General features: G+C 47.9%; 25 protein-coding genes and 1 tRNA gene. 7 read left to right on the forward strand and 19 right to left on the reverse strand.

Features of this window, described 5'->3' with window-relative positions:
• Window positions 1-14: 14 nt before the first annotated feature.
• From AC5YB1_RS17710 to AC5YB1_RS17745, 8 genes are all read right to left on the reverse strand, one after another.
• Window positions 15-686, reverse strand: coding sequence for a Crp/Fnr family transcriptional regulator (locus AC5YB1_RS17710; RefSeq protein WP_494520238.1), 672 nt, complete (start codon window positions 684-686; stop codon window positions 15-17).
• A gap of 46 nt (window positions 687-732) precedes the next feature.
• Entirely contained in the window at window positions 733-1,038 is a 306-nt protein-coding gene (locus AC5YB1_RS17715; protein WP_494520239.1) for a monooxygenase, read from the reverse strand.
• Between the two features lie 66 nt (window positions 1,039-1,104).
• Window positions 1,105-1,659 (reverse strand): class IV adenylate cyclase, encoded by a 555-nt coding sequence (gene cyaB / locus AC5YB1_RS17720; RefSeq protein WP_494520240.1) that lies wholly within the window; start codon window positions 1,657-1,659, stop codon window positions 1,105-1,107.
• A 224-nt stretch (window positions 1,660-1,883) separates the two neighbouring features.
• Complete coding sequence (locus AC5YB1_RS17725; RefSeq protein WP_494520241.1) at window positions 1,884-2,372, reverse strand: nucleoside deaminase; 489 nt, start codon at window positions 2,370-2,372, stop codon at window positions 1,884-1,886.
• A gap of 40 nt (window positions 2,373-2,412) precedes the next feature.
• Window positions 2,413-3,915, reverse strand: a complete 1,503-nt coding sequence (locus tag AC5YB1_RS17730) for a cytosine permease (RefSeq protein WP_494520242.1) — start codon at window positions 3,913-3,915, stop codon at window positions 2,413-2,415.
• Window positions 3,916-4,748: 833 nt separating this feature from the next.
• Window positions 4,749-4,839 (reverse strand) — tRNA-Ser (locus AC5YB1_RS17735).
• Between the two features lie 331 nt (window positions 4,840-5,170).
• A complete protein-coding gene (gene yjjG, locus AC5YB1_RS17740; RefSeq protein ID WP_494520243.1) occupies window positions 5,171-5,857 on the reverse strand; it encodes a pyrimidine 5'-nucleotidase in 687 nt (228 codons plus the stop codon).
• A gap of 108 nt (window positions 5,858-5,965) precedes the next feature.
• Window positions 5,966-6,496: a hypothetical protein gene (locus AC5YB1_RS17745; protein ID WP_494520244.1), complete on the reverse strand. Its 531-nt coding sequence runs from the start codon at window positions 6,494-6,496 to the stop codon at window positions 5,966-5,968.
• A gap of 166 nt (window positions 6,497-6,662) precedes the next feature.
• On the opposite strand from AC5YB1_RS17745, the gene ubiD reads away from it, so the two are divergent.
• Window positions 6,663-8,144, forward strand: coding sequence for a 4-hydroxy-3-polyprenylbenzoate decarboxylase (gene ubiD, locus AC5YB1_RS17750; protein WP_494520245.1), 1,482 nt, complete (start codon window positions 6,663-6,665; stop codon window positions 8,142-8,144).
• A 143-nt stretch (window positions 8,145-8,287) separates the two neighbouring features.
• Window positions 8,288-8,986, forward strand: a complete 699-nt coding sequence (gene fre / locus AC5YB1_RS17755; RefSeq protein WP_494520246.1) for an NAD(P)H-flavin reductase — start codon at window positions 8,288-8,290, stop codon at window positions 8,984-8,986.
• Window positions 8,987-9,126: 140 nt separating this feature from the next.
• On the opposite strand, the gene AC5YB1_RS17760 is transcribed toward fre, so the two are convergent.
• The 11 genes from AC5YB1_RS17760 to AC5YB1_RS17810 form a co-directional block, all read right to left on the reverse strand.
• Window positions 9,127-10,410, reverse strand: coding sequence for a winged helix-turn-helix domain-containing protein (locus tag AC5YB1_RS17760; RefSeq protein ID WP_475515639.1), 1,284 nt, complete (start codon window positions 10,408-10,410; stop codon window positions 9,127-9,129).
• Between the two features lie 241 nt (window positions 10,411-10,651).
• Window positions 10,652-11,503, reverse strand: a complete 852-nt coding sequence (locus tag AC5YB1_RS17765; protein ID WP_494520247.1) for an ABC transporter permease — start codon at window positions 11,501-11,503, stop codon at window positions 10,652-10,654.
• The gene (locus tag AC5YB1_RS17770) at window positions 11,504-12,451 is read right to left on the reverse strand and encodes an ABC transporter ATP-binding protein (protein WP_494520248.1); all 948 of its coding nucleotides are present in this window, start codon (window positions 12,449-12,451) and stop codon (window positions 11,504-11,506) included.
• The gene (gene nosD / locus AC5YB1_RS17775) at window positions 12,448-13,794 is read right to left on the reverse strand and encodes a nitrous oxide reductase family maturation protein NosD (protein WP_494520249.1); all 1,347 of its coding nucleotides are present in this window, start codon (window positions 13,792-13,794) and stop codon (window positions 12,448-12,450) included. Before nosD ends, AC5YB1_RS17770 begins: the two co-directional genes overlap by 4 nt.
• A 60-nt stretch (window positions 13,795-13,854) precedes the next feature.
• Window positions 13,855-14,349, reverse strand: a complete 495-nt coding sequence (locus AC5YB1_RS17780; protein ID WP_494520250.1) for a nitrous oxide reductase accessory protein NosL — start codon at window positions 14,347-14,349, stop codon at window positions 13,855-13,857.
• Window positions 14,350-14,428: 79 nt separating this feature from the next.
• Window positions 14,429-15,376: an NrfD/PsrC family molybdoenzyme membrane anchor subunit gene (gene nrfD, locus AC5YB1_RS17785; RefSeq protein ID WP_475515634.1), complete on the reverse strand. Its 948-nt coding sequence runs from the start codon at window positions 15,374-15,376 to the stop codon at window positions 14,429-14,431.
• 2 nt (window positions 15,377-15,378) lie between these two features.
• Window positions 15,379-16,086: a 4Fe-4S dicluster domain-containing protein gene (locus tag AC5YB1_RS17790; protein WP_494520251.1), complete on the reverse strand. Its 708-nt coding sequence runs from the start codon at window positions 16,084-16,086 to the stop codon at window positions 15,379-15,381.
• Window positions 16,087-16,148: 62 nt separating this feature from the next.
• On the reverse strand, window positions 16,149-16,847 hold the full coding sequence (locus AC5YB1_RS17795) for a tetratricopeptide repeat protein (protein ID WP_494520252.1): 699 nt from the start codon (window positions 16,845-16,847) through the stop codon (window positions 16,149-16,151).
• Window positions 16,848-16,874: 27 nt separating this feature from the next.
• Window positions 16,875-17,660, reverse strand: coding sequence for an FKBP-type peptidyl-prolyl cis-trans isomerase (locus AC5YB1_RS17800; protein ID WP_494520253.1), 786 nt, complete (start codon window positions 17,658-17,660; stop codon window positions 16,875-16,877).
• 59 nt (window positions 17,661-17,719) lie between these two features.
• On the reverse strand, window positions 17,720-18,145 hold the full coding sequence (locus AC5YB1_RS17805) for a rhodanese-like domain-containing protein (RefSeq protein ID WP_494520254.1): 426 nt from the start codon (window positions 18,143-18,145) through the stop codon (window positions 17,720-17,722).
• 71 nt (window positions 18,146-18,216) lie between these two features.
• A complete protein-coding gene (locus AC5YB1_RS17810; RefSeq protein ID WP_494520255.1) occupies window positions 18,217-20,256 on the reverse strand; it encodes a multiheme c-type cytochrome in 2,040 nt (679 codons plus the stop codon).
• Window positions 20,257-20,753: 497 nt separating this feature from the next.
• Between AC5YB1_RS17810 and AC5YB1_RS17815 the strand changes: the two genes are divergently transcribed.
• The 5 genes from AC5YB1_RS17815 (at window position 20,754) to AC5YB1_RS17835 (ending at window position 25,271) form a co-directional block, all read left to right on the forward strand.
• The gene (locus AC5YB1_RS17815; protein ID WP_494520256.1) at window positions 20,754-22,736 is read left to right on the forward strand and encodes a heme lyase CcmF/NrfE family subunit; all 1,983 of its coding nucleotides are present in this window, start codon (window positions 20,754-20,756) and stop codon (window positions 22,734-22,736) included.
• On the forward strand, window positions 22,736-23,212 hold the full coding sequence (locus AC5YB1_RS17820; protein WP_494520257.1) for a cytochrome c-type biogenesis protein: 477 nt from the start codon (window positions 22,736-22,738) through the stop codon (window positions 23,210-23,212). Before AC5YB1_RS17815 ends, AC5YB1_RS17820 begins: the two co-directional genes overlap by 1 nt.
• Complete coding sequence (locus tag AC5YB1_RS17825; protein ID WP_494520258.1) at window positions 23,205-23,798, forward strand: TlpA family protein disulfide reductase; 594 nt, start codon at window positions 23,205-23,207, stop codon at window positions 23,796-23,798. Before AC5YB1_RS17820 ends, AC5YB1_RS17825 begins: the two co-directional genes overlap by 8 nt.
• A 174-nt stretch (window positions 23,799-23,972) precedes the next feature.
• A complete protein-coding gene (locus tag AC5YB1_RS17830; RefSeq protein ID WP_494520259.1) occupies window positions 23,973-24,551 on the forward strand; it encodes a nucleoside triphosphate pyrophosphohydrolase family protein in 579 nt (192 codons plus the stop codon).
• A gap of 183 nt (window positions 24,552-24,734) precedes the next feature.
• Window positions 24,735-25,271, forward strand: coding sequence for a DUF6568 family protein (locus tag AC5YB1_RS17835; protein WP_494520260.1), 537 nt, complete (start codon window positions 24,735-24,737; stop codon window positions 25,269-25,271).
• The last annotated feature ends 113 nt before the right edge of the window (window positions 25,272-25,384 follow it).

Genomic DNA, 25,384 nt, shown 5'->3' on the forward strand with positions numbered 1-25,384 from the left:
ATCTTATTTGGGGCCTATTCAATAAAGGCTTTAAGACCCGCTAAATCACAGATCACTAAGCCCTCTTTATCCCGTTTAATCAACCCTAAATCTTCAAGGCTTTTCACTGCGCGGCGATACACTCTATCTGTGGTAGCAAAACGCTCAGCTTCTAAATAACACTTAGTAAACCCTTCTACTGGTTGGTCTTTTAAATGTTGATGATAAAGATCATAGGCAATGTTATACGCGATGGGATAGAGCATTCTACGCGTAAAAATGTCCACCGTATCTTGATAATCGATGGCGATGGCACTGGCAAAAAACAATGCAAATTGGGGCGTTTTAAGCAAAGCCTGCTGCAGCTTATCGCCATTAATAATCGATATAGCTAAAGGTTCTTCGGCGATAATGTCGAGTTGGCACAGATAGTTGGTAAAAAACTCCATTTCACCAAACAACTGCGAATCGCAGTTCATGGTTCCCAGCTGAAAACTCCGGCCATTTCGAGCGGTATACCCCATAGAAATACGCCCATGGGGCACCAAAATCAGCGCATCAACCCGCTGGCCTTGCTGCATTAACTTATGCTGCGCCGCGACGGTTTTGGTTTCGGTAATGCACTCTCGCATCACCCGTTCAATGGCATCATGTTCCTGTTGCCACATCGGCTGAAAACGGCCTTTAGCCAGCGGTTTTAGCTGCATAATGGTATCGATATTAGATTAAGGTTAACGGTTAAATCTGCGGTGATTAGGCGATCGGTGCCTTGTTGATCAGCGATAGGGGCGTATTTATATCAAAAATGACACCGCGCACCTCAGTAATCCCCATCGCCTGCAGTCGAGCCGTGTGCATGGTTAAATAGGCGCTAGCCGACGCTTCATCCTCAAACAGGTAAATACCACCGCCAAGCTTATCGCCTGCGCTCTCAGTCCAAATTTTCCAGATAAGCCCAGGTTCGTTATTGATCGACTCGGCTAACCCTTGCAATGCTCGTGACATCTCCTCGCCAAATGGACCCGAAAAATCAAAATCAACTTGCAGTAACTTACTCATCATCACGCTCCAACAGTTTGCTCTACATCTAGGGCAGGCTCAACACCTGCCAAAAAGGAGATCAATTTACGCCTTTAACTCATCACTTTGCAAGGTGCGATAAGCACGATGCTCGCGATCTTGCTCACTTAAGCCAAATTGCGCGGCTAAGTTCAGCAGTTGCTGTCGATAATCATCAAGCAAGCTGACCTCATCGGTCATGATGGCAAACTCGGCAAAATCCCCCAGCCCTTCAAGATGATCGACCGTAATATGAAAATCACCGACAAAATAGATGCTGCGCACCTTATTCATCTGCAGCACACTCACATATCCCAGCGTCTGCAGCATGCTGATGGCTTTAGAGACATCGCTAATATTGGTGGCTTCACAACGGTCGGCCTCGGGGCCTTTGACTATCCAAAGTTTGATCCCCGATGGCTGCATATCTCGGATACAGAGGCTTTTATGTTGCGCTAATAGGTGCTGCTCAGGCGTGTCGAAATAGGTGTCTGATTCTAGGTTATCTTGCAGCATCACCTCATGGGGCATACTGCGTAATTTTGCTAGAAATCTGCTTTTAGATGGGATGCGGTACTTTAATTCGACCTCAAATTTCCCCTGAAAATGTTGCTGGCTCACAACGTCTACTCACTGCTACATACATGCCGCTAGCATAACATGAGTCGGTTAATCTGGCCTATTGAAGAGACAGCATTCGATTAGTAATGAGGAATAACGCTTGGATTCATCCGTTGAGCCTTGGCACACTTATATTCATTGAAGCGGTATCGTTAATTGGCAAATTTATGATGCCATTTAGGCGCCTAAGAGATCCCCTTTGGCGCCCTAGATGATGCTATGGGTTACACCTGTTTTTCGCTACCGTTCAGCTTACGAAACTCAGCCCAGATCTCAGCGCAATCCTCTCGTCCCTCCTCAATGTGCGTCATCGCAAGGGTCGTCGTGTCGGTCCCATCTAGATAGTCACGTAAGTGCTGATCGGAGAACCCATGCTCAGCGGCGTCCACATGGGTTGAGGCGTAGTAACAGGTTTTGATACCTGCCCACATCATTACCGCCACGCACATGGGACAAGGTTCACATGTGGCGTACATGACGCAATCGGACAGATCCAGTGTGTCCAGTTTTTTACACGCCTCACGTACAGCGACCATTTCAGCATGACCAGAGATATCAGTATCTTTGAGCACAGTATTGCCTACGGCGCAGACGACCTCATTATTGCGTACCAGTGTCGCGCCAAATGGGCCGCCAGTTCCCTCCTGCATCCCCTTGATAGTGACATCACAGGCAGGCGGAAAATAGTTGTCCATATCTTGTTGATTGATCATGTTCAGTCTCCATTTATTCAATATAATTATTTAGATACGATTATGCGCTTTTACGAGCACCGACAAGCAGGTAGCCGATAAAGCCGATGGTTAAGCCGCTGAAGAATGCCCAACTGTTGATCGTCGCCAGTACAGTTACATCTGGAAATGCCTTGCCAGCCATAGTGATGATAAAGCTAGTGATCAGCACGCCAACCGCGCGTCGATTGACTCCGCCTTTATGCCCACCGTCTGAGCCAGGCTCTGGGTAAATCGCATCAAGATCAAGCTTTTGACGTCGCTCAAAGTAATAGCTGGCGAGCATGATACCGGCAATAGGGCCTAACATAGAGCCAATGAAACTATAAAACAGAAAGAGCATTGTGGTATTTTCGACAAACTTCCAAGGCAAGATAAGCGTACCAACCACTGCTGCAACTAAACCGCCCGTCTTAACGGTGAACCATTTAGGGAACTGAGCAGTGAGCTGAAGCCCCGATGGCAACATATTACCAAATACCACGAATGCCGTAGCGCCCACGTTCATCGCTAGAAGCAGTAATATTACGATGAATGGATTACCGATAGAGTTAATCGCATCAACAAAAATCGTTGGATTATTAATGTCCACCGAACCACCTGATATTGCCCAGAGCGAAGCCATGAAGCTCACTGTGACGATGGCAAACAGAATGTATGAGATGAGCATGCCTAAAGGAAATCCCTTGATGGGATCTGACATCGATTTGGCGTTACGCGTCAGATCGCCTGTATTAACGATCGGCGCAGCCCAATTTGATACCAGCATAGAGACACAGGTAATGAAGCTAATAACCGTCACCTCAGTATCAGGTGCGGGATGATAACTAAACACCTCGCCTAGGCTTCCCACATTTTGAATCGCAAGAAATACCCCAATCACCATAAGCACCCACACCACAGGCGAAGCCCAGGTGGAGAATTTATCGATAAGCTTTTGGCCTGCGAGATATAAAACCACAGTGATGCCAGCCATAATAAGGTATGAGATCGCTGTTGGTATCGCCAGACCCGCAATGGTCGTGCCACCGCCAATTTGGGAGAATCCAGGGAACAGGATCTCGAGCACAATATCGAGGGCCTTAGCAGAGGAGATAGTACAGAGACCAAAAAACACGAATCCGGCAACAAAACCGCGGATCATGGCAGGAAAGACCGCCCCCTTGATCCCAAAAGTATCACGAATTTGCATCGCGAAAGGGATACCATACTTAGCCGCTGCTCGGCCATTTAACACATAGCCAATAGACACGATTATGGCCGCGAGAAGGATGGCAGCAACAACCTGTAATGCATTGAGTCCTAAGGCAAAGAAGCCTACAACGGTAAAGTAACTGAGAATGTTGTGAATTGGCCCCATCCACACAGTGACAAAGTTGCTCGTTCCCCAAGTCCGCTTGTTAGGCCCTAGAGGCAGCACCTCATCGGCGTAACCCCGTGCAGCAAGACGCTGCCTATCCCGATCCGTGAAGGCCGATATGCTGGGGGATTCGACTTCATTGCCCAGAGTATTACTTATATCCATAGTGATATCCTATTACTATTTTAATAATTTTAAGTAGGGTGATGTAACGATCATTCAATAATCAAAAGTGATCTGCTGTAATAAACTGATAACAAATTAACAAACAGATGAGGAGGTGATAAATTATAAAATCGAATCGGACTTATCCATATTACCAATAGCGCACACAACCATTAACCAAAAAGAAACCAGAAACACACAAAGACAACAAAAAATGAAACGCCAACCAATTCAAAGGGACAACATTATTGATACAAATCAATGAATGTTGATTATTATTTGAGCCGTTTATTATTCAAATTATTGAGCTGAGTCACACATCGACAACATGTCAACACGACACACATCAATCTCTACCCACCTCAAAAAAAATTGATTTTTTAATAAAGCAAAAAACCTAAATAACAAGCCACTCTCGCCCCTCTTCCTCTTAATCGATCACAGAGGTAGCTGACTTTAAGCTGTTACGTTCTAAGGTTCAAACAGCTCAAACAATTCTCTTCAATATCTATCTCAAAAACTCTTTTAAAATTCAGATAGCAGAAAGCCCGTTATGTTTCGATAACGGGCTTTCTTAATGTGGCGCTGAGATAGCTGACTTTAAATAATAAGAACCTAGGGTTCAAAAACTGACTGTAACGACTGCCTCAAGGTTAGAACCATAACAAAAAAGGGCCACTCTTTCGAGTAGCCCTTTTTCTTAATATGCTGCAGAGGTAGCAGGCTTTAAACGCTAGGAACCCTAGGGTTCAAGCTGTTTCATAAGCCTTTTAAAAAAGACAATAAATTAAACGAAAAAAGGCTTCCATTACTGGAAGCCTTTTTTCTTAATGTGGCGGAGAGATAGGGATTTGAACCCTAGATGGGCTATAAACCCATGCCGGTTTTCAAGACCGGTGCATTCGACCACTCTGCCATCTCTCCGAACGCCGAGAATAATAAGGATACCGCCGAAAAATGTAAAGCCTAAATTGTACTGAATGACTAACAAATAGCCCATTAAGGCTATTTTTAATGATAACCGGCTTAAAAACCATCTTTATGCTGTCAATTTACACACTAAAGTTAGCTTTGATTGGCCTGATGCTACTGCTAATATCGCTGCAACGGCTCACAATAAGCCCATGTTTATCCCGTACAGCCACGTTTATCACCCGCAGACTGAGGCGTATCTAGATAAAAGTGACGCTTTACTTCTAATGACTCATGACGATTCAAATGGCGATTAAGTCTTAGCCAATAAGAGTGTCCCCCTCTATCGCGTTGATGAGGTCGCCAGCAACTGTTGTAGCTCAGACAGTGAAGCCACTTGATAATGGGGCGTTATCCCCTCTGGTTGCACTTGATTGCTGTGATTTAACCAGCAAGTATCGAATCCCGCATTGAGCCCACCTTGAATGTCTGAGTGGGGATTGTCACCCACCATCAATACATGTTCCCTTGGCGGGTGATTCATCTGCGATAACGCATGATTAAAAATGGCCACATCGGGTTTGGCGACCCCTACCTCTTCAGATATCACCACTGGCGAAAACGCGTGTAACAAACCTGTGCGTTGCAGCCGTATGGTCTGCAGCGCAGTGAAGCCGTTGGTGATGATGCCCATGTTAACTTTACCATGCAGAGCATCGATCAACTCTTTCGCCCCCGGTAACAAGGTGCAAATGTCGGCCATGGCGGTCAAAAAGGCGCTATTAAGCTGCTCGGCGGTCACTTTTAACTTGTCGGCCCATGCCTGAAAACGGGTGATCTGCAGGTGAGCTGCGCTGATCTTGCCGTCTTGATAGGCAACCCATAACGGTAAATTGACCGTTTGATACACCTCAAAATCGGTGTGCGTAAAATCCACGCCAAAACGCGAAAACATCAGCTGTAAACCATGAAAGGCATCAAAATGAAACAGGGTTTCGTCGGCATCAAACAATATCCATTGGTACTTCATCAAACGCTCCAATTACGTCAACTCACCATTTATTGCGGCTACTTTAATGCCAAGCGACCTTAATGCCAACTCTTAAGTCAGCCAATACAGCCCTCAATGCCACGCGGGTTATTTCACGACTTGATAGCTATCACTGGCCCAATCGTAGCGATATAACACCCCTTGCCACTCATACACTATTACGCCATTGCGTTGCTTAACACGCGCGTTAGCTGGCAGAGTCTTAATCGCGTGGCTGGTCTGCACTCCGGTGGTGATTTGCAGTGGCGGCTGCACAGGTATCGACTGTGTAGCAGGCTTAACGACATCGCGCCGCTCATAACGGTAAGGGTAGCGCCACGCCTGTTGCCAATAAGGGCGGTAATATGGACGATAAGAGTAAGGACGCCAATAGGCAGAGCCTGTACTAAACCCTATGCCCCAACGCCAAGGCTCCCTGTAGTCATGCCCCCAGCGGTGATCCCAAGTTGAGCTCCAGCTGGGCTCAAGCCAAACATTGCTACGCCAACTGAAACGATCGTCATCTTGATTACCTGCGGCCACAGGCATCACGCCCAATAACATCAGTAAACTTAGACCAATGGCAGGCAAAACATGCCTTTTAATAAGGTATCGATAAACCGGTTTAAGCTGTTTCATCTGCTATGCTCCAGAGAAAAACATCACCTCATATTACGCCGATTGATGCTGGCTTCAAACTCAGGCCATTTTGCTGAAAAATGACCCATTAACGAATTTGGGAATAGCCAGCAAAAATGGTATAGTGCGCGCCATATCACATTATTCTTAGCGCGAGTATTTCCACATGAGTTTTAAGGATTTACGCAGTTTCATCGATCACCTCGAGCGTAACGGTGAACTTAAACGTATTAGCTATGCTGTCGATCCACACCTAGAGATGACAGAAATTGCCGACCGCGTCTTACGCGCTAAAGGCCCGGCACTCCTGTTTGAAAATCCTGTGGGTAAAACCATGCCGGTACTCGCCAACTTATTTGGCACACCTAAACGGGTGGCCATGGCGCTAGGTAAAGAAGACCCATTGGCTCTGCGTGATGTGGGTGAATTGCTCGCCTTTTTAAAAGAGCCTGAACCGCCGCGCGGCTTTAAAGATGCGATAGCCAAAATCCCTATGTTTAAGCAGGCACTCAACATGCCGCCTAAAACCGTACGCAACCCACCCTGCCAAGAGGTGGTGCTAACTGGCGATGATGTCGATTTAACTCAACTGCCCATCCAGCACTGCTGGCCTGGCGATGTTGCGCCACTGGTCACTTGGGGCCTCACCATCACCAAAGGGCCGCGCCAAAAACGGCAAAATTTGGGGATCTATCGCCAACAGTTACTGGGTAAAAATAAGCTTATCATGCGCTGGCTTGACCATCGCGGCGGCGCTCTCGACTTTAAAGATTTTAAGCAGCAGCACCCGGGCGAACGCTACCCTGTGGTGGTGGCGCTGGGCAGCGATCCGGTCACTATTTTAGGGGCGGTAACCCCCGTGCCGGACTCCATGAGCGAATATGCCTTTGCCGGGTTATTACGGGGTGAGCGCACCGAAGTCTGTAAAGCCATTAGTTGCGATCTTGAAGTGCCGGCGACCAGCGAAATTATCTTAGAGGGGTACATAGACCCAGACGAGATGGCCGAAGAAGGTCCTTATGGCGATCACACCGGCTATTACAACGAAACCGATGAGTTTCCAGTGTTTACCGTCACCCATATCAGCCACAGAAAAGACGCCATCTACCATAGCACCTATACCGGCAGGCCGCCCGATGAGCCCGCCATGCTTGGGGTTGCACTGAATGAAGTCTTTGTGCCTATTTTGCGTAAACAATACCCTGAGATCACCGACTTTTACTTGCCACCTGAAGGATGCTCTTATCGCATGGCGGTGATCTCCATCCGTAAGCAATATCCAGGGCATGCTAAACGGGTGATGATGGGCGCTTGGTCTTTCTTGCGTCAGTTTATGTATACCAAATTTATTGTGGTGGTCGACGATGATGTCAATTGTCGCGATTGGAACGATGTCATATGGGCCATTACCACCCGTATGGATCCTAAACGCGACACTGTGATGATAGATAACACCCCTATCGATTATCTCGACTTTGCCTCTCCGGTGGCAGGCCTAGGCTCGAAAATGGGCATGGATGCAACCAACAAGTGGCCGGGCGAAACCGATCGTGAATGGGGCACCCCCATTGTCATGGATGAAGCGGTCAAACAGAAAGTCGATAAGATTTGGGACGAATTGGGCATCGATGATGCGCCAACCCTATAATTGAGCTGCGACAGCGGCCTAGCCTAGGCCGCCTTACAGTGCACAACATTAACTGAAAACTCTAACCCATTGCATAGTTAACTTGGATAGCGACTATTCGAAGGAGATAGAAACCTCCAGAGAGAGGTCTAGAAGGAAACAAAATGAACACCATTCGCTGTAAAGTAGAAAACGTCACCGCCTTTAATGATGCCGTCTATCAGGTCACCTTGACCCCTGAAACTGAATTTGACTTTAATGCTGGCCAATACCTTTGTGTCGTCATGGGTGAGCAAGACAAACGCCCCTTCTCGATAGCATCGGCCCCTGGTGCAAAACATATCGAGCTGCACATTGGCGCCGCCGTCAGCGAAAGCTACCCGATGCAAGTGGTCGAAAAACTACAACACAGCGAATACATCGATATCGAAGCTCCCGGTGGCAACGCTCACCTGCGTAGCGATAGCGCTCGTCCACGCCTACTGATCGCCGGTGGCACTGGTTTTTCGTACATTAAGAGCATTGTCGAGCAGCAGATTGCCTTGGGGCAAACGGTTGAAACCATGCTCTATTGGGGCTGCCGCGATCAAGACGCCATGTACTTTGAAACCATCGCGCGGCAGTGGCATCAGGCTCACCCTTGGTTGCATTTTGTGCCCGTAGTCGAGCAAGCACCGGCAAACTGGCAGGGAAAGCAAGCCAACTTGCTAGAACAGATCAAACAAGATTTTATCAGCCTAAGCGGCTACGACATCTACATTGCAGGACGATTTGATATGGTAGGTGCGGCGCGCGAAGTGTTCCGTGACATAGGTGTCGAAGAAGAGCACCTTTACGGCGATGCGTTCGCTTTTATTAAGTGATTAACACGACCAATATAATGGCTTATTGATAGCGTAAAAAGGGCGTTATCTGCGGTAAGTGTTGGAGTAACATCCACTGCCACAGATAGCGCCCTTTTTGTAGCTTAGTTATTCGCAGCCTTACTGCCACGCTTCACCCACTACAGCGAGACTTTCTCATATTTGGTCCAGGTGACTAAGTTGCCTAATAGCGGCACCACCCACACGGCTGAACCTTGATCATTATAGATACGATAATAAAACAGCTCTTCGTCACGAATATTGTGCTTGCGGATCTCACGGTAAAAATGCATCGCAGATGAGCTTACCACCTCAGGTTTAATCAAATCTTTTTGCAGCACCTTCACATGAAACACATCCACCTCGAGCTCGCCAATGTGCTGGCGATACTGCTCAAACACGCCGCGCACTTGATACTTAATCGGGGTGGTTAAACAATCTTGATCGGTAATGCAGGCACTGGAGTAAAATTTGCCACTCAGCGGCTGATCATACACCATGGAGATACTCATATCCGCGCGCACTAACAACTCATTAGCCACCGGAAAATAGATATCACCGTGATAATGATGCTCCACCAACTCATCGCCATCTGAGTCGCCCGAAGGGATTAAGATGCGATTGTAGCGAATACGATTCTCCATCATTTCGCTGAGCTCATTAAACTTAACCATATTGAGGCCGGCGGGCACTTGCCCTGTGGCGGTTAAGTTGATCAGATGATCGCCCATGCAATGGCCCTGCTCATCGGGAGGGCAAATCGCTAAGGAATAATGATTACCGTCGGTAAGGGCGAATCCCTTAAAATCTTGCATAGCGTCGATATGATTGGTCTCAGGCGCGATATGTTTTTGCCACATCGACGGATGCAGTTGAGTTTCGCCATGGGGATAAATCAGGGTTAATGGGCTGGTTTTACCGCCAAGGTTAATATCGAGGGTTTTGTCGGCGCGCCAATGGCCAGCCTGCTTGACCACTTGATGGTAGTCGCTGTTGTACCAAAAGGCCGCGACTAAGGCTAGCAGCACTACAATGCCACCAATTTTGACCATTAGGGAAACATCAATCAGCGCATGCTTAATCGATTCGGCATCGTTGACCGCCAACATGGTAACGTGGGATTTAGCCGATACATGCAGCTGATAGCCACGTCTGGCCACGGTTTTTAATTGAATTTCTGGATAGGGTTCGAGCTTCTTACGCAACGTGCTGACGCATTGTGTCAATGAGGTTGCGGCAACCACACGGTCTGGCCAACCCACCTGCAGCAGCAGATCCTTATCGCATATCGCATCAGGGACCGACAGCAAATGGGCCAAAATCGCCGACTCGGAAAACGTCAGATGGATCGTGGTCGCCGTTGCACGGTCATATAATTGTTGCGCTTCACCATCGAACTCCAGATATGGAGTAATTTTCACCACCTAGCACCTCTATCATTCCAAATAGCAAAATTAGGAATATCTTATTATTATCATTAAAAATTTTAGTAAAAGCCCGACTGGTTTACTGTGATAAATTACTAATTTTTTTTAACATTAAGTGCGATATGTACCGATAATGTGAAATAAATGCGATTCACGTCTAAAGCCGCCATCATCAAGGCTTAATGCTGCGAGAGTGTGATGGCTTTAAAATCGAATATCAAGCCTTTCGGCTGACAAACTAAATGGCCTTACGCTCAAAGGTGCGCAGGGTCAGCCAAGCTAACAACCCCGTCCACAACAACATCAGTCCATATAACCACAACTCGCCCCCCTGAAATTGACTCAATAAAGGTAAGCTGCCCATAGGTGCATGGGTGGCAAGCTGATTGATAGCCCGGTAGATATCGGTCGGATTTAATGCCATTAACAGTTGCACTAGCCATTGTACTCTTGGCCCTAAATCGGCCACCAGCAACGCCAATAACAGTAAATCATAAATTAACACTAAAGCGAACCACAACGATAATAGTATGCCGACCGCTTTGGCCTTTTCTGTGGCCCGCAGACTGACCACATAGCTTAGCAAAATAAACGTCAGGGCTAATAAACTGCTGCTGGCAATAAACTGGCCAAACACCCACAAGGTTTGCAGCCATTGATAATCTTGCCCAAAACAGCACAAAATGATCGCGCTCATGGTAAAACTGCTCACGATGGCGGCCAACATAATACCGCTATGGGCCAGTAATTTACCTAAGAAAATATCCATTTTAGTCAGTGGATAGCTGAGCAGTAACAGCATGGTTCCCGACTCATCTTCACCAACAAATGCATCGTAGCAAAGTAAGATGGCCGCCAAAGGGATAATAGCCACCGCTATGGTGGATAAGCTGGCGATAACACTCACCAGCGATGGGAACGCTAAGGTGCCAGACACTGCGCTACCAGCAAATGTAACACTGAAGGACAGCAGAAAAAACAAGCCAAAAATTACCGCCACCCAACGATTACGCAAGCTGTCTTTAAACTCTTTTGCAGCGATGATCATCATAGGCTGGCGCCAGATCGCCCCACCGATTATCGACATCATTTATACTCCCATTGGTTGCAATACGGGCTCGGCAACGAAACCTAAACCTTGCTCTGAGCAGTGCTGCATCTGCGCCATGTTGTGATGATAAATCTCGGCCAGCCCAGGCAAATGTAAGGTGAAATCAAAACGCTGGCATTTAGTGGTTAAGTACTTAACTAGCGCGGGCTGCTCAGACTGGGCGCAGCGCAGCGCACCTTGGCGATAAAACGGCTGTAAATAGGGGTGCGCCGCCAGCAGCGACGCTACCCCGTCGAGTTCAATTTTAACCAGCAACGGACTCGCCTTTGCCAGCTCGGCAAACGTGCCATACGCCAAGCATTGACCGCGACCTAACATCATCGCCACATCCAGCTGCGACTCCACTAAATTAAGCTCATGGGTACAGATGATCACCGCGCAACCTTGGCGCTTTAATTGGGCCACTTTTTGGTAGAGAAAACTCGATGCTTGCGGATCTAAGCCCACCGTCGGCTCATCGAGTAGTAATAACTGTGGTGAAGCCAAAATCGCTTGCGCAAAGCCCAGCCGCTGCTTCATCCCCTTAGAGTAACCCTTAACCAATTTATGCTGGGCATAACCTAGGCCGAACTCCTCAATTAACTGCGCGACCCGCTGATGACTCTCCCCTTTGAGAGCGGCAAAATAACGTAAAATTTCCAACCCGGTTAACTTGTCATAAAAATTTATATTTTCTGGCAAATACCCCACGTTGCTAGGTTTATGCCCTGGCATTAACCTCTGCCCCAACACTTCGACCCGGCCAGTATCTGGGGGCAACAGGCCTAATATCACCTTGATTAAGGTCGACTTACCCGCACCGTTATGGCCCAGTAGCGCCATTGTCATCCCACTGGGCAAGCTAAGATTAATCTGATTAAGGGCGCGTAGTTCGGCAAACTGATGCCCAACGCCTTCAAGTTGTACTACTAAGTTATTGACACTCATAATGTGCCCCTCGTGTGCGTCGCCGCGCTATTTTCCATCAAAGGGTAACGGTCGATAACACCACTGGCGTCGACCGCCTGTATTTGGTTATCGAGCCACTTAAGCAGTGTGACTATAGGACTGGCCATTAAAAAACTCGCCTCGGGATAGAGCCAAAACAATCGATCGAGACGATCGTTTGGCAGATACATACTGTCGCCCACGCCATCCCCATTGAGATCCCAGCCACGATAGTCACTCCAATAATTGCCCCGCTGTTGCTCGCTCCACTCGACGCTCTGCTCCCCTACGTAACGCACCTGAGTGCTGTTATCGATAAAGCGATTGAGGGACACTTGATTACTCTCACCGCCCAGCGCCATGGCAATGCCGACATCATTATTGGCTATATGATTATCCTTAATGTGGTTATCGCGGGCACCATAGATAAAAATGCCCTTACCTTCGGAAAACAGATCGCCTTTAACTGCATCAGGCGCGCTGATATAGGCCATTCTATTAGCCTCAACCAAGGCGCCATTGGTCATATTAAGCAATACGCCAAACTCTTTGGCATGGGTGACTTGATTATGGGCAAGGTGAATATCGGTGGAGTTCATCAACGCATAGCCGCCATCGACGCGGCTGGCCTGGTTGTCCATGGCGCGGTCTTGCTGGGTATACATGTAATGAATGCCATATTGCATGTCACTCATCTGATTGCCATACACTTGGCTGTCCTTACCCGACTCTAAATAGATACCATCTCTGACTTGCTGGATCTGATTGTCGCTGATCAAAGCGCTATCCACTCGCTGCAGATGGACGCCATCACCGCGATCTAACTTAAAGGTGTAGCTGTCACCGGTGATGCGATTGCCGCAAATGGTCAACTGCTGCAGCCGCTGGGCATAAATACCAAAGCCTTGGCCATGCAATTGATTATTCAGCAGCTGAACATCATCGCTGCCAGCATGCAGTAAAATGGCGGCATCTTTTTGGTACAGGTCACCGCCCCACTGACGAATGGTAAGGCCATTAATAGTCACATTAGCGGCGTTAATCGTCAGCGCCGATCCTTGCTGCTGCGCCTCGATAATCGCACCGGGTGATCCTTTGAGATACAGGCTTTTATCGATAACAAATTGCCCCGAATAGATGCCAGGTTGCAACACAATATGGCTACCCGCTGCTGCCTGTGCTAACTGCTGCGTCAGTTCAGCACCATCACTGACCTCGATAGTCGCCCTATTCGGCGCCGTATCTTGCTGCTTAACCGCTGCCGTGCACCTTGTGTTAGCGACATCTATCTCACTGGCGCTAAGCGCCATGCTGCTTAGGCTCAACACTAAGCCCATGCTCATTAAAGGCATCAATAGCGTCACAGTGCACCACTGCCGGGCTCTCATCGCTGCAGGCTCAACTTATTCTGCCGTTAACAAGGGCAAGGTGATCTGCTCATAACTGAATATCGCGCCGCCATATTTACGGGCAAATTCTTCGGCAGCCGCTTGGGTTGAAAAAGGCGCCACGGCGCTGCCCATGACCGCTTTACGACTGGTGCCATAGACATACCACGCCTGAGTCGCGTCAATAAAGGCGCTGTCGTCTGGATGGTCCCAATCGGTTACCGCCATATCATGAACATATGCTTGACTAATTTTGCGCTGATTTTCCGGCTGCAGGGCAAACATAAACATGTCCCGCGTTGAACAGAAACTCGGGTTAATCTCGCCGCCGCTGAGCAGCAACTCTCCCTTAGGGCCGGGGTATTTCTTAATCATCATGCCACACATATGGCAGCGTTCATGCTCACCGATGGCCTTGGCGTGCTCATGACCGGCATTAGCAGGTGCGGTGTCGCAGCCGAAGGTCAACAACGACAGTAATATCACTAACAATGAGGTTCTGATGGCCATATCGACTCCTTAATGGCGATGCCAGAGTGGCGATTCAATGCCTCACCTCGCGGCCGCGAGATGAGGCTTGAACGAACAGTTAAATTGCGAAGTTTTGCCCCGCATACAGAATAAACATACGCAAGCACATCATGCCGCTCACCGCGCATAAACCCGAGAGGTAAAATGCCTGTGATGAATGGCTAAATTGCTTACCAGTGGCGAAGTTAAGCAGCAGCGGACCACCGAAGCCCACGCCGACAACACCTAACCAGAAGACCACCGCCCACGTGCCCGATTGAAAGGCTTCAAACGCACTCTGTGCGCCAGCGTTGCCGGTCATCAACGACATAATGATCATGAACAGGAACAGCGCCTCGGCAAACATAATCGGCCACTCTGCACCGTGCAAAATCTGCATATCTTGGCTGTGTCTATCTTCCTTAAATAGGCTCACGGCCAACATCTTAGCCGCCGCCGCACCGGCCGATAATCCCGATGCCACAAACAGCGCCGGTAATACCGAAGTATTAATGATCGGAAAGCGGATCAACGCCGAGATCAAAAAGCCAGTGTAAGCACATACCGCCAATGCCAGCACCAATACCAATGCCTCACAAGGACGGCGCCAGGCGCGTAACTTGTCGATAATGGGTAACAGTGGACGTAGCAATGGGATCTGCTTAATCTCTTCTTCCAAGGCAAACAGGGCGATCACAGCCACCAGCGGAATATAAGCTGTCAGCGCAATCACCCCGACCGACATCACCGAGTTAAGGTTGTAGTAAACCAATATGCGCCAGAAAAACAGCGGATTAGTTAAGTCCAGTACCAGACACAGCATCCCCAAGGCGATAGTAACAAACGACACCAGCGCCGAGGCCTTCAAAAAAGGGGTATTGATGGTTTGTTGTTTATAAAACCGAATAAACAAGGCTACCGCTAACGCCCCACCCGAAATACCTGCAAAAAACAGGTATACGGCAATGGGCCATGGCCAGGCGACGCCTTCAGACAGCCCGATGGTAAATTCAAGTGTTCCGTCCATAGCTATACTCCCAATTTCACTACAGGTATGTATCGTAAACTGGGTTCAGTACCGAAATGCGACTTGATACGAACAGAGTCTTTTACCGCCAATAACCGACTCACATAAGAGTTAGGGTCATTGATATCGCCAAAGATCAATGCGTCGTATCGACACTGTTGCACACAAGCTGGTAACTCGCCCTTCGCCAATTTGCTGTTTAAACAAAAATCACAGTTGTCGGCGACATCTGTGGCCTCATTGATGTAACGCGCATTGTAAGGACACGCCGCAATACAGTATTTACAGCCCGCACACTTACTGGCATCCATAGTGACGATGCCCGTGGCAGGATCGCGATGCGCAGCGCCCGTAGGACACACCGAAACACAAGGCGCGTTTTGGCATTGCTGGCACGACACACGTACATATTTACGTTCACAACCACAGTCGGTCTTACCGCAATGAGGACATTTTTGCCCCTCAACGTGGCCTGACTGCTGCTCTAGCAGTAAACGAGATTGCCCCTCGGGCAAGTTATTGGCCGTATTACAGGCCACTTTACAATCGCCACAACCCACACATTTATTTTGATCGAACACCATCACGTAATGCGGTTTGTTGCTATTGGCGTTTTCCTCTTTGACAGATGAACACCCTAAGGGCCCCAGTATCAAAGAGCTGGCTCCCAAGCATTTAAGGAACCTCCGTCTCTCTATATTTTCACTCACAGCATCCTCCATCGGTCGGCATTGATGCCCACCTGTTTTAACCTGATTTTTAGGTGACTCTTTTACTCAGATGCAGTCACGATACGGTTAGCTATTTTCTGCTCAGCTTTCAAAATCGCATTGTTAATTGATGCTCGGTTAATACTTGGGTTGTCGCTATTCAATAACTGTTGCCAATAGACGATCGCTTGCTGAAAGTCCCTATTCAAGTAAGCGTGAGTCGCCATTAGTAGCAGAGATTGAACTTCATTCGGATCGAGTGCTAGGGCTTGAGAGATGGCATCGGCCACCTCTTCGCTCATGTCTCGACCATCACGGTAATAGAGCGCATTGGCTTTCATGCCGAGCACTTCAGCGTCTGTCTCTATTGCCAGTAATTTGTCCAGTGTGACGACCGACTCACGGTATAACCCGCCCTCTGTATAGGCGTAGGCTAAGTTGAGTAAAGCAATTTTATTGCTTGGTGTTTCACTGGCGGCTTGGGCATTTTTATTAATATCGGCGGCAATAAGGTAGTCGATGTTTTCATCGATAAAGCCCTTATCCCACTCATTAAAACGACCAAGTTGACTGTAAATTAATAGGGGAACCAGCAGCAGGGTAGCCGTCATAGCACTGGGAATTTTCCAGCCATCCCGTGTCAAGGTGGCAGACTTGAGGTCTCTAGTGTCAACGTTTTTTATGGCTCGGAGATGAAGTATCCATAAAGGAGCGATGAAACTCATTAACGTAACCACTATGGCAATAACCAGACTATTCATAACCATCCCTACTGCTGGTGAGTAAACTTAGTGACCAGAGCCCATCATGCCACCCATGCCCATACCGCTTAGCCCCATGCCTTTGGCGTTTTCACCGGGCTCTTCGACTTTGACCAGCTCCACATCAAATATCAGGGTTGAGCTAGGCGGAATAATGCCCACCACCTCTTTGCCATAAGCAAGATCCGATGGAATGGTCAAACGAAAAGTGGAGCCTTCAGGCATGAGAGCGATGCCCTCTTTCCAGCCATCGATAACCGACATTAAGGCAAAACGATTGGGTTCATTGCGATCATAAGAGCTATCAAAAACGGTGCCGTCGACCAGTTGCCCTTTGTAATGCACGGTAACCACATCGGACTCTAGCGGTTTACGCCCAGTGCCTAAGGTGATGACTTCATATTGCAGGCCCGAGTCGGTCACCGTAACACCTGGGTTGGTTTTATTGGTGGCAAGATACGCGCTGCCGGCAGCGATATTTTTAATCGACAGATCTTCGATACGCTGGTCTCGAATAGTGTTGAGCAGCTCGGCTCGCGTATTTAAATGGGTCAAGATCTCCTCGTCTGACATCTTGCCCTCGCCCTTAAGCGCATCAATCATCCCTTGGATGACAGTGTCGATATGGATCTCGGCGCCAAGCTCAGTCTGATTGTAAATTTTGCCGGAGATATAATGGCCAACCGACGCCCCCATGGCATAAGAGGCATCATTCACTTCTTGGCTCACTTCACTGGCCGAGGCCATCAACGAGAAACCGCAAAGTAGGGATAAAGTGGTCAGCGATAAAGACTTCTTGGTGATCGTTTTCATATTGATTCTCTCTAAACGTTATTGCTCGAATGAATGTCAAATGGATAAAAATCTTATTGTTATGGTTTTTCAGTGGCTCGACCCGATAGGCGCCAGCCATAGATGCCATCGTGCATCTGCCTCACTTGGGTGTACCCTAGCTTCATCACTTCTCGCGCCGCGATTTCGCTGGCATTACAGAGACGATTGGCACAGTAAAACACCATGACGGCATCTTTCTCTTTAGGCAGTAACGCCTTCCAGTTGTCGACGTTGAAGTACACTGCCCCAGGAATAAACCCTTCAGCCCAAAGCTCTAAAGTATTCACATCAAAGAAATACACTCCCCCTTGCTTGAGTAAGCTCTCGGCTTCCAGCAGGCTGATGGTGTTGAGCTTGATCTCATGGTAGGTCGCAGGCGCCATCTCCCCGCCCCCTCCGGCATAACAAGGGGCGATACCGCTTGCTATCATGGCCGCTAAGATCATTCCAACGCATTGTTTCATATGCTTGCTCCTATTGACCCAGGCACAAAGGGTTATCAGTCCCCCATGCCTAGGTCCGTTAGCAATCCCTTTTAGTGAGCTTTAGCCGAATAGCCGCTGCCGTCTAAAATGTTTTGCGCTTGTGTTACATAGGTCAGTGCTGCATCGAGACGTTTTTGGCTATAACGGAAGCCATGCACACCCCAAGAGCCATCTTTCTTAATCAGATCAACTGCCTCTTGTGCTTTCTCTGCGAGCATAAGCACTTGAGTCTTGTCTTCAGTTGATAGCTTAGTGACTTCGAGTAACTGATCGATACGAACCAAAGCTTGTTCTACTTGGGTGAACACCTCTTTGATTGGCTTCTGCCACTTCATCACTTCACCGTAGATCTCCATCTGATCTTCATAATGCAGACCAGTTTCTAGCTCTGACTGGAACTGACTATGACAACCTTTGTTTTCAACCACGTCGTGGTCGGAAATTGAGGTACGAGCACAGGTCCACATTAAGTCAAGGTATGAACGACCCTCTTCATTTTTCGCCACTGTCCAACCTTTCGCCCCTTCAGGACCTGCAACACGCGACTGGCCTTCTGGTGGGTTAAGAGTTTTACGCGTTGGGTTGACGTCAATTTTCCACATGTGTGACTTACGCACGGCGTCGAAACCGGCTTGGTCTGGGAATTGAATCGCTTTGAAGTTTTCACAACTGCCCATGTTAGGCATGTGACAGCTTTGACACGTTTGTTCGCTATGGGTATCGGTATTGCTAGCGATTAGGGTTTGCGCTTCATGGCAATCCTTACAATCTGTTTTCAGCTTAGGCTTAGTGATATCCGACTTCCAATCACCATCGGTGACTTCGTGTGGATCATGACAAGTAGTACAGCGCATGCCTTTTTCATAGTGAGCAGAGTTGTACATTTGCGACCCTTCGGTACCACATGAAGGACAAAGTGACTTCATTTTCACGCCAAAGGCATACTCACGCTTCTCTTGAGCTTGCGGTGTATCGGCCAAGGTCTCGTCATATTGGAAACGTTGATGACAACGCTCACAGTTTGACTCCATACCACCGGTACCACCATCTAAGTGACCGCCTGCGCCATGACACTCTTCACACGCGATACCGCGGCTAATCGTGTGCTCTTGCAGTTTCTTCGGATCGCCCAAGGCATCAAAGAACTCTTGCTTGCTTTGGAAGTCGAACTTGAAGGTATGGCACACTTCACAGTATGAACTCGCTGGTTGGAACAATAACTCTTTACGGTACTTAGCGCCGTAAGAGCTCATGCCCCACTGATGCGAACCACTGGCACCGAACTCTTCCATTGTGGTGGGGAATTCAGGGATAACAGCATTGATTTTTTGAGCCATTTCTGGGGTGAGCCATTCCGCCCAACCACGAGAGAACTGGTTACCACCGGCAATCATCTTACCGGTACCATCTTTAAGTAAACCGCCTTCGATATGATAAGTACCGCGGACTAGCCAAGAGTCGATAAAGCCATATTTGGTGCGGGGCGTCCCCACTGTGGCATAAATCGCATCAGGGGTAATACCATCTGGCAAGATGGAGGTATCCTTAGTCTGATACATGGTTTGTTCGATGTCGTTACCCACTTCTGGGTGCTCACCAGGGAAACGAATTGTTTTAGCATGACGAGAACGCTGCCACTTTTCATATTGGGTTGCATGACATTCGGCACATTTTTCGGGGCCGACAAAGTTATTAGGATAGTCAAGAATCGATTTAGCCCCTAAGCGGTACTGCACCGCACGCGGCGTACCGACTCTGGCGCTATATTTAGGGCTGTGACCTGTATCTAAATATTCTTCACCACGGTCACTAATGTGATATTCGCCGACTAAATTACCGGCTTCGTGGTATTTAAACATGGGGTGGTTCTCAAATAAGAAGTCAAATAGCTCTGCTTCTTGAACCACGTAATCTTGCAGTGTTTTCACACCATTCTTTTGTTCTGTACCTTGGTAGTTAGCAATCGCATTTTGCGCGGTTTTGCCCATTTCTGGTACGCTGTTATATTTACCACCAGCAGCGTTAACATTAGCAATGGCACCGAAACAAAATAGCACGCTTAAGGCTACCTTGTGTTTCCATCGTCTCATCATTCACTCCTAAATTTTATTTTATTTTGTATTGCTATAACCAACATTTAATTGCTCATCCATTACACAACCATCTGTTGGATTTAATAAAAACAACCGTTAACCGAACGACTTATACAACTGAGCAAGTTCAGTATTCTTCACATAAAAACCATTAAAAACATGAGCTAGCGCACACCTCCTGCGCCATTATCTATCAACAGTTGTAAAAACAGCAAAAGACAATTAAAAACAACACTTTAATGTGATGTTGAAATCTGTTTTTTAGATATGAATTGAACTCTTTTAGATGTAAAAACACCTCAAAATAAAGATTTATTTTTCAAAAATATTCAGCGAATAGGATGGATTGTTTTTACTTGCTTAAGCTCACAGAAACGCTTGCGCCATTAATTTACTGTGCATTTAACACAGTCTCTATTTATCTATATAAGCAAAGTTAACGCTATCGATTAATAAATGCAGACACGCAAATAATTAATATCATCGGTGGAACTATGGCGGCAGAAATTGGGTTATTACTACTTATTATTGCAACAGTAATGTGTTTACTCATCGCAGCGTTACCACTATTTAAAAGCAGCAGCGGTGAACCACAAACCCATACACTCACCAGCTTATTAATTCATCTCAATACTGTTGCCCTACTGGGGGCAATTGTTATTTTGGGCTATCTGTTTATTACTAACGATTTTTCGGTCGCTTACGTGGCCAACCATTCCAACACCCAATTAGCCAGCATCTATAAGGTGGCGGCGGTATGGGGCGGTCATGAAGGCTCAATGCTATTTTGGATAACCGCCACCGCTCTGTGGAGCAGTTATATCGTCAACCAGCACAAAGCTAACAATGCCTTTATGCGCAGCCTTTGCGCCATTCTCGCCGCCATCATGTGCGGTTTCTTACTCTTCTTACTGTTTACCTCTAACCCGTTTGCACGCTTGCTGCCCAACATCCCGCTCGAGGGACGCGACCTAAACCCTATACTGCAAGACATTGGGCTAATATTGCATCCGCCACTGCTGTTTGTCGGCTATGTGGGGCTGACGGTCTGTTTTGCTGCGGCCGTGGCCGCGCTACTCGATACCCAAGCTAACATTCAAGCCCACTGCAAGCGCATCCGTCCATGGGCTATTTTAACTTGGGTAGCACTCACTGGTGGCAACGCCTTTGGCTCATGGTGGGCCTATAACGAGCTAGGTTGGGGAGGGTGGTGGTTTTGGGACCCAGTCGAAAACGCCTCATTTATTCCTTGGTTAGTGGCCACCGCCATGATGCATGCACTCATATTGAGCAGTAAACGAGATGATTTTTATGCTTCGACCCTATTCACTTGTTTGTTAGGCTTTGCCATCTGCCTACTGGGCACCTTCTTAGTGCGCTCAGGGGTGGTGCAATCGGTCCATGCCTTTGCCGCCGATCCGAGCCGAGGCGTGTCGATTTTGACTCTACTGATATTATTTTCGGCTGGGGGCTTTACCCTGTTTGCCTACCGCGCGCCGTCATTACTCAAAACTAGCCGCTATAGCCTGCACAGCAAAGAAAGCCTGATGATGCTGGGCAATCTTATCCTTCTCGTTGCAGCTCTTTCCATCTTACTTGGCACCTGTTACCCGTTGCTGTATGAAGTCCTTACCCAGCAAAGCATTTCCGTTGGCGCGCCCTACTTCAACAGTCTGTTTATTCCGTTGCTGGTATTGATTTGCCTGCTAATGGGCGCAGCGCCGCTGGTGCGCTGGCAACAGGCACAGCCCAAGGTGTTTATGCAATTAAGCCTATATGCTGGGCTGGCATTCGGGCTGGCGTTGCTACTGAACCTGATAGCGTTACCCCAGCTTAGCGGCTACTTTATTTGCGGCAGTTTTTCTGCCCTATGGTTGATTATCTGCATCGTGGCGGCGGTGCGGTTGCACTATGGTCACCGAGCGCCCAGTACTGGCAGAACCCAGCATTTTAACGCCATGTGCCTGGCCCATTTGGCCGTGGCAGTGAGTATTTTAGGCGCAACCACTGTGTCTCATTTTGAGCAGGAAGAGTTACTCCGAATGGGCCCGGGACAAGGTAAAGTCGTCGCGGGGTACACCTTTGTTTATGAAGTAACTGAGCAGGTTGAATATCCAAGCTACAGTGCGATTCAGGCCAAAATTCAGGTTAGCGATGCCAAGGGGCAAGTGTTTGCTTATATTTACCCACAGCGACAGACCTTTAACACTAACGGCATGCAACTCTCGGCAGCGGGGATCCATCGCAGTTTGTTTGGCGACATCTACATCTCCATGGGGACGCCGCTCAGCGACAGCGAATACCTTGTGCGGATCAGTTATAAACCTTTGGTCAATTGGATTTGGATAGGAGCCTTAATGATGATGGTGGCCGGTATCTGCCTGCTACGCCGCCCAGCAACTCCCAGCGCTGCGCGTAACCCTCACAGCGCAGGGCATCGCCTTGGTGCGCCGTCAGTACATAATGGAGGGCTGTGATGAAGTCTAAGCTCACACTTTGCCGACTTGTCACATTCAACTGCCTGTTATGGCTAGGATTAAGCGTATTTTCGGCCAACGCTACAACGCCGTCATCCTTGCCAGCATCAACGCCAGCCCCTGTCTACTCGCAAGCCGAAATAAAAGCCCTGGGATTTGATATCGCTAAGTCGCTACGCTGTCCCATGTCGGCCAATCAAAACCTGTTGGACTCGCAAACTAAGATAGCCAATGAGCTCAAAGCAGAAATTTTTCTGCAGTTAGAACAAGGCAAACGTAAAAGCGAGATCATCGATTTTATGGTGGCCCGTTACGGCCAGCAGATCCGCTATATGCCAACATTTTCCGTAGGAACTTTAGTGCTGTATCTGTTTCCGCTGGGGTTATTGCTATTGGTGGCGGCATGGGGATTCAAGCAACATCAATCGACAACATCTTCCTCTAAAATTAGTAATATGGATACGCATCATGACTAAACAACTGCTGGTTATCATCGGCTTATCAATGCTACTCACCATGGGACAATCGCAGGGGGCCATGCCAAATGAAAAGGTGTACGCCACTGGTGATAACTTACCTAAACCCATGATCATGTCGCGCTTTATCGAGATGCAACACGCGCGCAAAGTCAGTGAAGTCCCTTTTGAAACGCTTGAGGGGGCCAAGGTTAAGCTGAGCGATTATCGCGGCAATCTGGTACTGGTTAACCTGTGGGCCACTTGGTGCGCACCCTGCATTAAAGAGATCCCGATGATGGACAAGATCCGGCGCGATAATCACACCAATAAGTTAGTGGTACTGCCACTGTCTATCGATGAGCAATACGAGCAAGTGGCCGCATTTTTAACCCGCCATAACTTAGGAGACTACCCTACGTTGATCGATCCACAGCAGCAGATCGATCAGATGCTTCCAGCAGATGTAGTGCCTGCTACCTATGTGTTTGATGGCGAAGGTAACCTCATCGGTTTTTTGCGCGGTTATTTAGATTGGGGCGATAAAGAGGTGCAACCCTACCTTGAACAACTCACCGCCAAGTATGCATCACCCACTCGTTCTTAATTTGCCATAGTTTATCCCCCCCGCTTTCATTGCTCCCGCCCGACAACGCGACCCTTTCGTCGGGCGGTCTTTTTTATCTCGGCATCGCTAGCTTGAGCTGCGACCACGACTTTCAATTACCGCACCATTAAATTAGAATTGCGCCATTAATCGTTATGTCCCAAGGCCAGTTTGATGAAATTAACCGCACTACAGCAACCGCTTTATGATCACCTTTATCGCGATATTCACCAGTTCCGCTCTACCTTCGATCTGCCCATTGAAGATACCAGCAGCCTCGACGATAAAGCGGATACATTACACACCTCTTTAGCGATTGAAGAGCTGACCGAGCTAGCTGAAGCCGATTGCCGCATAGAACAAGCCGATGCGATTGTCGACTCTGTTTATGTATTGATGGGGCGTCTGGTGCATATGGGTGCCAAACAGGTTAACGACTGTATTGCTATCAGCTACCTTATCGATCTGCTGCTGCATGTGGCCAATAATCGTGATATCGATTTTGTGCGCTGCTGGGATGAAGTGCACTCGAGCAACATGAGTAAGGTGTGCCGTAATGAACAAGAGTTAGCAGAAACCGTCGCTCATTATGCTAAACAGGGTGTTGACATTATCGGTAGCAAGAAAGGCGACTTCATCATAGCTAAATGTGCTAAAGATGTTGATATGGCAGGTAAAGTCGTGCGCCAAGGCAAGGTGCTAAAATCAGTTTACTACCGCCCTGCCGATCTAAGTCGCTTGATAAAAGCCTAATTTATCCTTCTCAGGAGCTGTCTAACATGATCCGTCTGAAATGAGATGAGACCTAGGTATCATTAATTGAATCCCAGCCGTGACCCAGTTAACAGCTAAGATAATAAGCACTACTCGCTAACCGATTTAGATGATTGAATAGGGTTAAATGAATCTAGTGCTTATCGTCCCTGAGGAATTATCATGACCAATAATATTGCAGCCTTACTCGCCACTACGGCGCTATTTTTTAGCACTCAGGTATTGGCTAATGGCGGTTGCGCCTTTGAAGGCAAGCAAGAAGGCTTTATTGCCACTTGCAGTGAGGAGAAACAAGAAGTGATTCTAACCGGTATCGTTCCAGCACAAACTTTAGTGACCGAACTTAGCGAATTTGGCGAAGGTTACCAAACTTATCAAGTCGATACAGCAGCCATCGAACCATTAAAAGCGATCACAGAGCCGACTGAAATTGTCGTTATTATTGGCACTTGGTGCCCTGATTGTCACCGCGAAACACCGCGCTTTATTCGCATCATAGAGCAGTTGAACAATCCCAACGTCAAGGTGACCTACATAGGGGTGGATCGCAGCAAACAAGATAGCGAAGGCTTAGCGGCGCAGTACGAATTTAGCCGTATTCCGACCTTTATCGTCAAACAGCAAGGTAAAGAGATTGGCCGCATTGTTGAGCGTCCACAGACCTCACTAGAAGTCGATCTGGCCAACATTCTTAACTAGGCCGTTAGCCATGACTCATAAGAAAGCCGCATTAGCGGCTTTTTTTTGTGCAGTCATGTTAACTAATCCAGTGCTAACTTGTTGCATGCAAATTAAGCGGGAGTTCTTGCTTA

It is taken from the genome of Shewanella sp. 433, from assembly GCF_059338565.1.

What these genes read in the sequence shown, in the direction of transcription:
- AC5YB1_RS17710 (WP_494520238.1), bottom strand. Translation starts at nt 686, where the DNA reads ATGCAGCTAAAACCGCTGGCTAAAGGCCGTTTTCAGCCGATGTGGCAA.
- AC5YB1_RS17715 (WP_494520239.1), bottom strand. Translation starts at nt 1,038, where the DNA reads ATGAGTAAGTTACTGCAAGTTGATTTTGATTTTTCGGGTCCATTTGGC.
- AC5YB1_RS17725 (WP_494520241.1), bottom strand. Translation starts at nt 2,372, where the DNA reads ATGATCAATCAACAAGATATGGACAACTATTTTCCGCCTGCCTGTGAT.
- AC5YB1_RS17730 (WP_494520242.1), bottom strand. Translation starts at nt 3,915, where the DNA reads ATGGATATAAGTAATACTCTGGGCAATGAAGTCGAATCCCCCAGCATA.
- yjjG (WP_494520243.1), bottom strand. Translation starts at nt 5,857, where the DNA reads ATGAAGTACCAATGGATATTGTTTGATGCCGACGAAACCCTGTTTCAT.
- AC5YB1_RS17745 (WP_494520244.1), bottom strand. Translation starts at nt 6,496, where the DNA reads ATGAAACAGCTTAAACCGGTTTATCGATACCTTATTAAAAGGCATGTT.
- ubiD (WP_494520245.1), top strand. Translation starts at nt 6,663, where the DNA reads ATGAGTTTTAAGGATTTACGCAGTTTCATCGATCACCTCGAGCGTAAC.
- fre (WP_494520246.1), top strand. Translation starts at nt 8,288, where the DNA reads ATGAACACCATTCGCTGTAAAGTAGAAAACGTCACCGCCTTTAATGAT.
- AC5YB1_RS17765 (WP_494520247.1), bottom strand. Translation starts at nt 11,503, where the DNA reads ATGATGTCGATAATCGGTGGGGCGATCTGGCGCCAGCCTATGATGATC.
- AC5YB1_RS17770 (WP_494520248.1), bottom strand. Translation starts at nt 12,451, where the DNA reads ATGAGTGTCAATAACTTAGTAGTACAACTTGAAGGCGTTGGGCATCAG.
- nosD (WP_494520249.1), bottom strand. Translation starts at nt 13,794, where the DNA reads ATGAGCATGGGCTTAGTGTTGAGCCTAAGCAGCATGGCGCTTAGCGCC.
- AC5YB1_RS17780 (WP_494520250.1), bottom strand. Translation starts at nt 14,349, where the DNA reads ATGGCCATCAGAACCTCATTGTTAGTGATATTACTGTCGTTGTTGACC.
- nrfD (WP_475515634.1), bottom strand. Translation starts at nt 15,376, where the DNA reads ATGGACGGAACACTTGAATTTACCATCGGGCTGTCTGAAGGCGTCGCC.
- AC5YB1_RS17795 (WP_494520252.1), bottom strand. Translation starts at nt 16,847, where the DNA reads ATGAATAGTCTGGTTATTGCCATAGTGGTTACGTTAATGAGTTTCATC.
- AC5YB1_RS17800 (WP_494520253.1), bottom strand. Translation starts at nt 17,660, where the DNA reads ATGAAAACGATCACCAAGAAGTCTTTATCGCTGACCACTTTATCCCTA.
- AC5YB1_RS17805 (WP_494520254.1), bottom strand. Translation starts at nt 18,145, where the DNA reads ATGAAACAATGCGTTGGAATGATCTTAGCGGCCATGATAGCAAGCGGT.
- AC5YB1_RS17810 (WP_494520255.1), bottom strand. Translation starts at nt 20,256, where the DNA reads ATGAGACGATGGAAACACAAGGTAGCCTTAAGCGTGCTATTTTGTTTC.
- AC5YB1_RS17815 (WP_494520256.1), top strand. Translation starts at nt 20,754, where the DNA reads ATGGCGGCAGAAATTGGGTTATTACTACTTATTATTGCAACAGTAATG.
- AC5YB1_RS17820 (WP_494520257.1), top strand. Translation starts at nt 22,736, where the DNA reads ATGAAGTCTAAGCTCACACTTTGCCGACTTGTCACATTCAACTGCCTG.
- AC5YB1_RS17825 (WP_494520258.1), top strand. Translation starts at nt 23,205, where the DNA reads ATGACTAAACAACTGCTGGTTATCATCGGCTTATCAATGCTACTCACC.
- AC5YB1_RS17830 (WP_494520259.1), top strand. Translation starts at nt 23,973, where the DNA reads ATGAAATTAACCGCACTACAGCAACCGCTTTATGATCACCTTTATCGC.
- AC5YB1_RS17835 (WP_494520260.1), top strand. Translation starts at nt 24,735, where the DNA reads ATGACCAATAATATTGCAGCCTTACTCGCCACTACGGCGCTATTTTTT.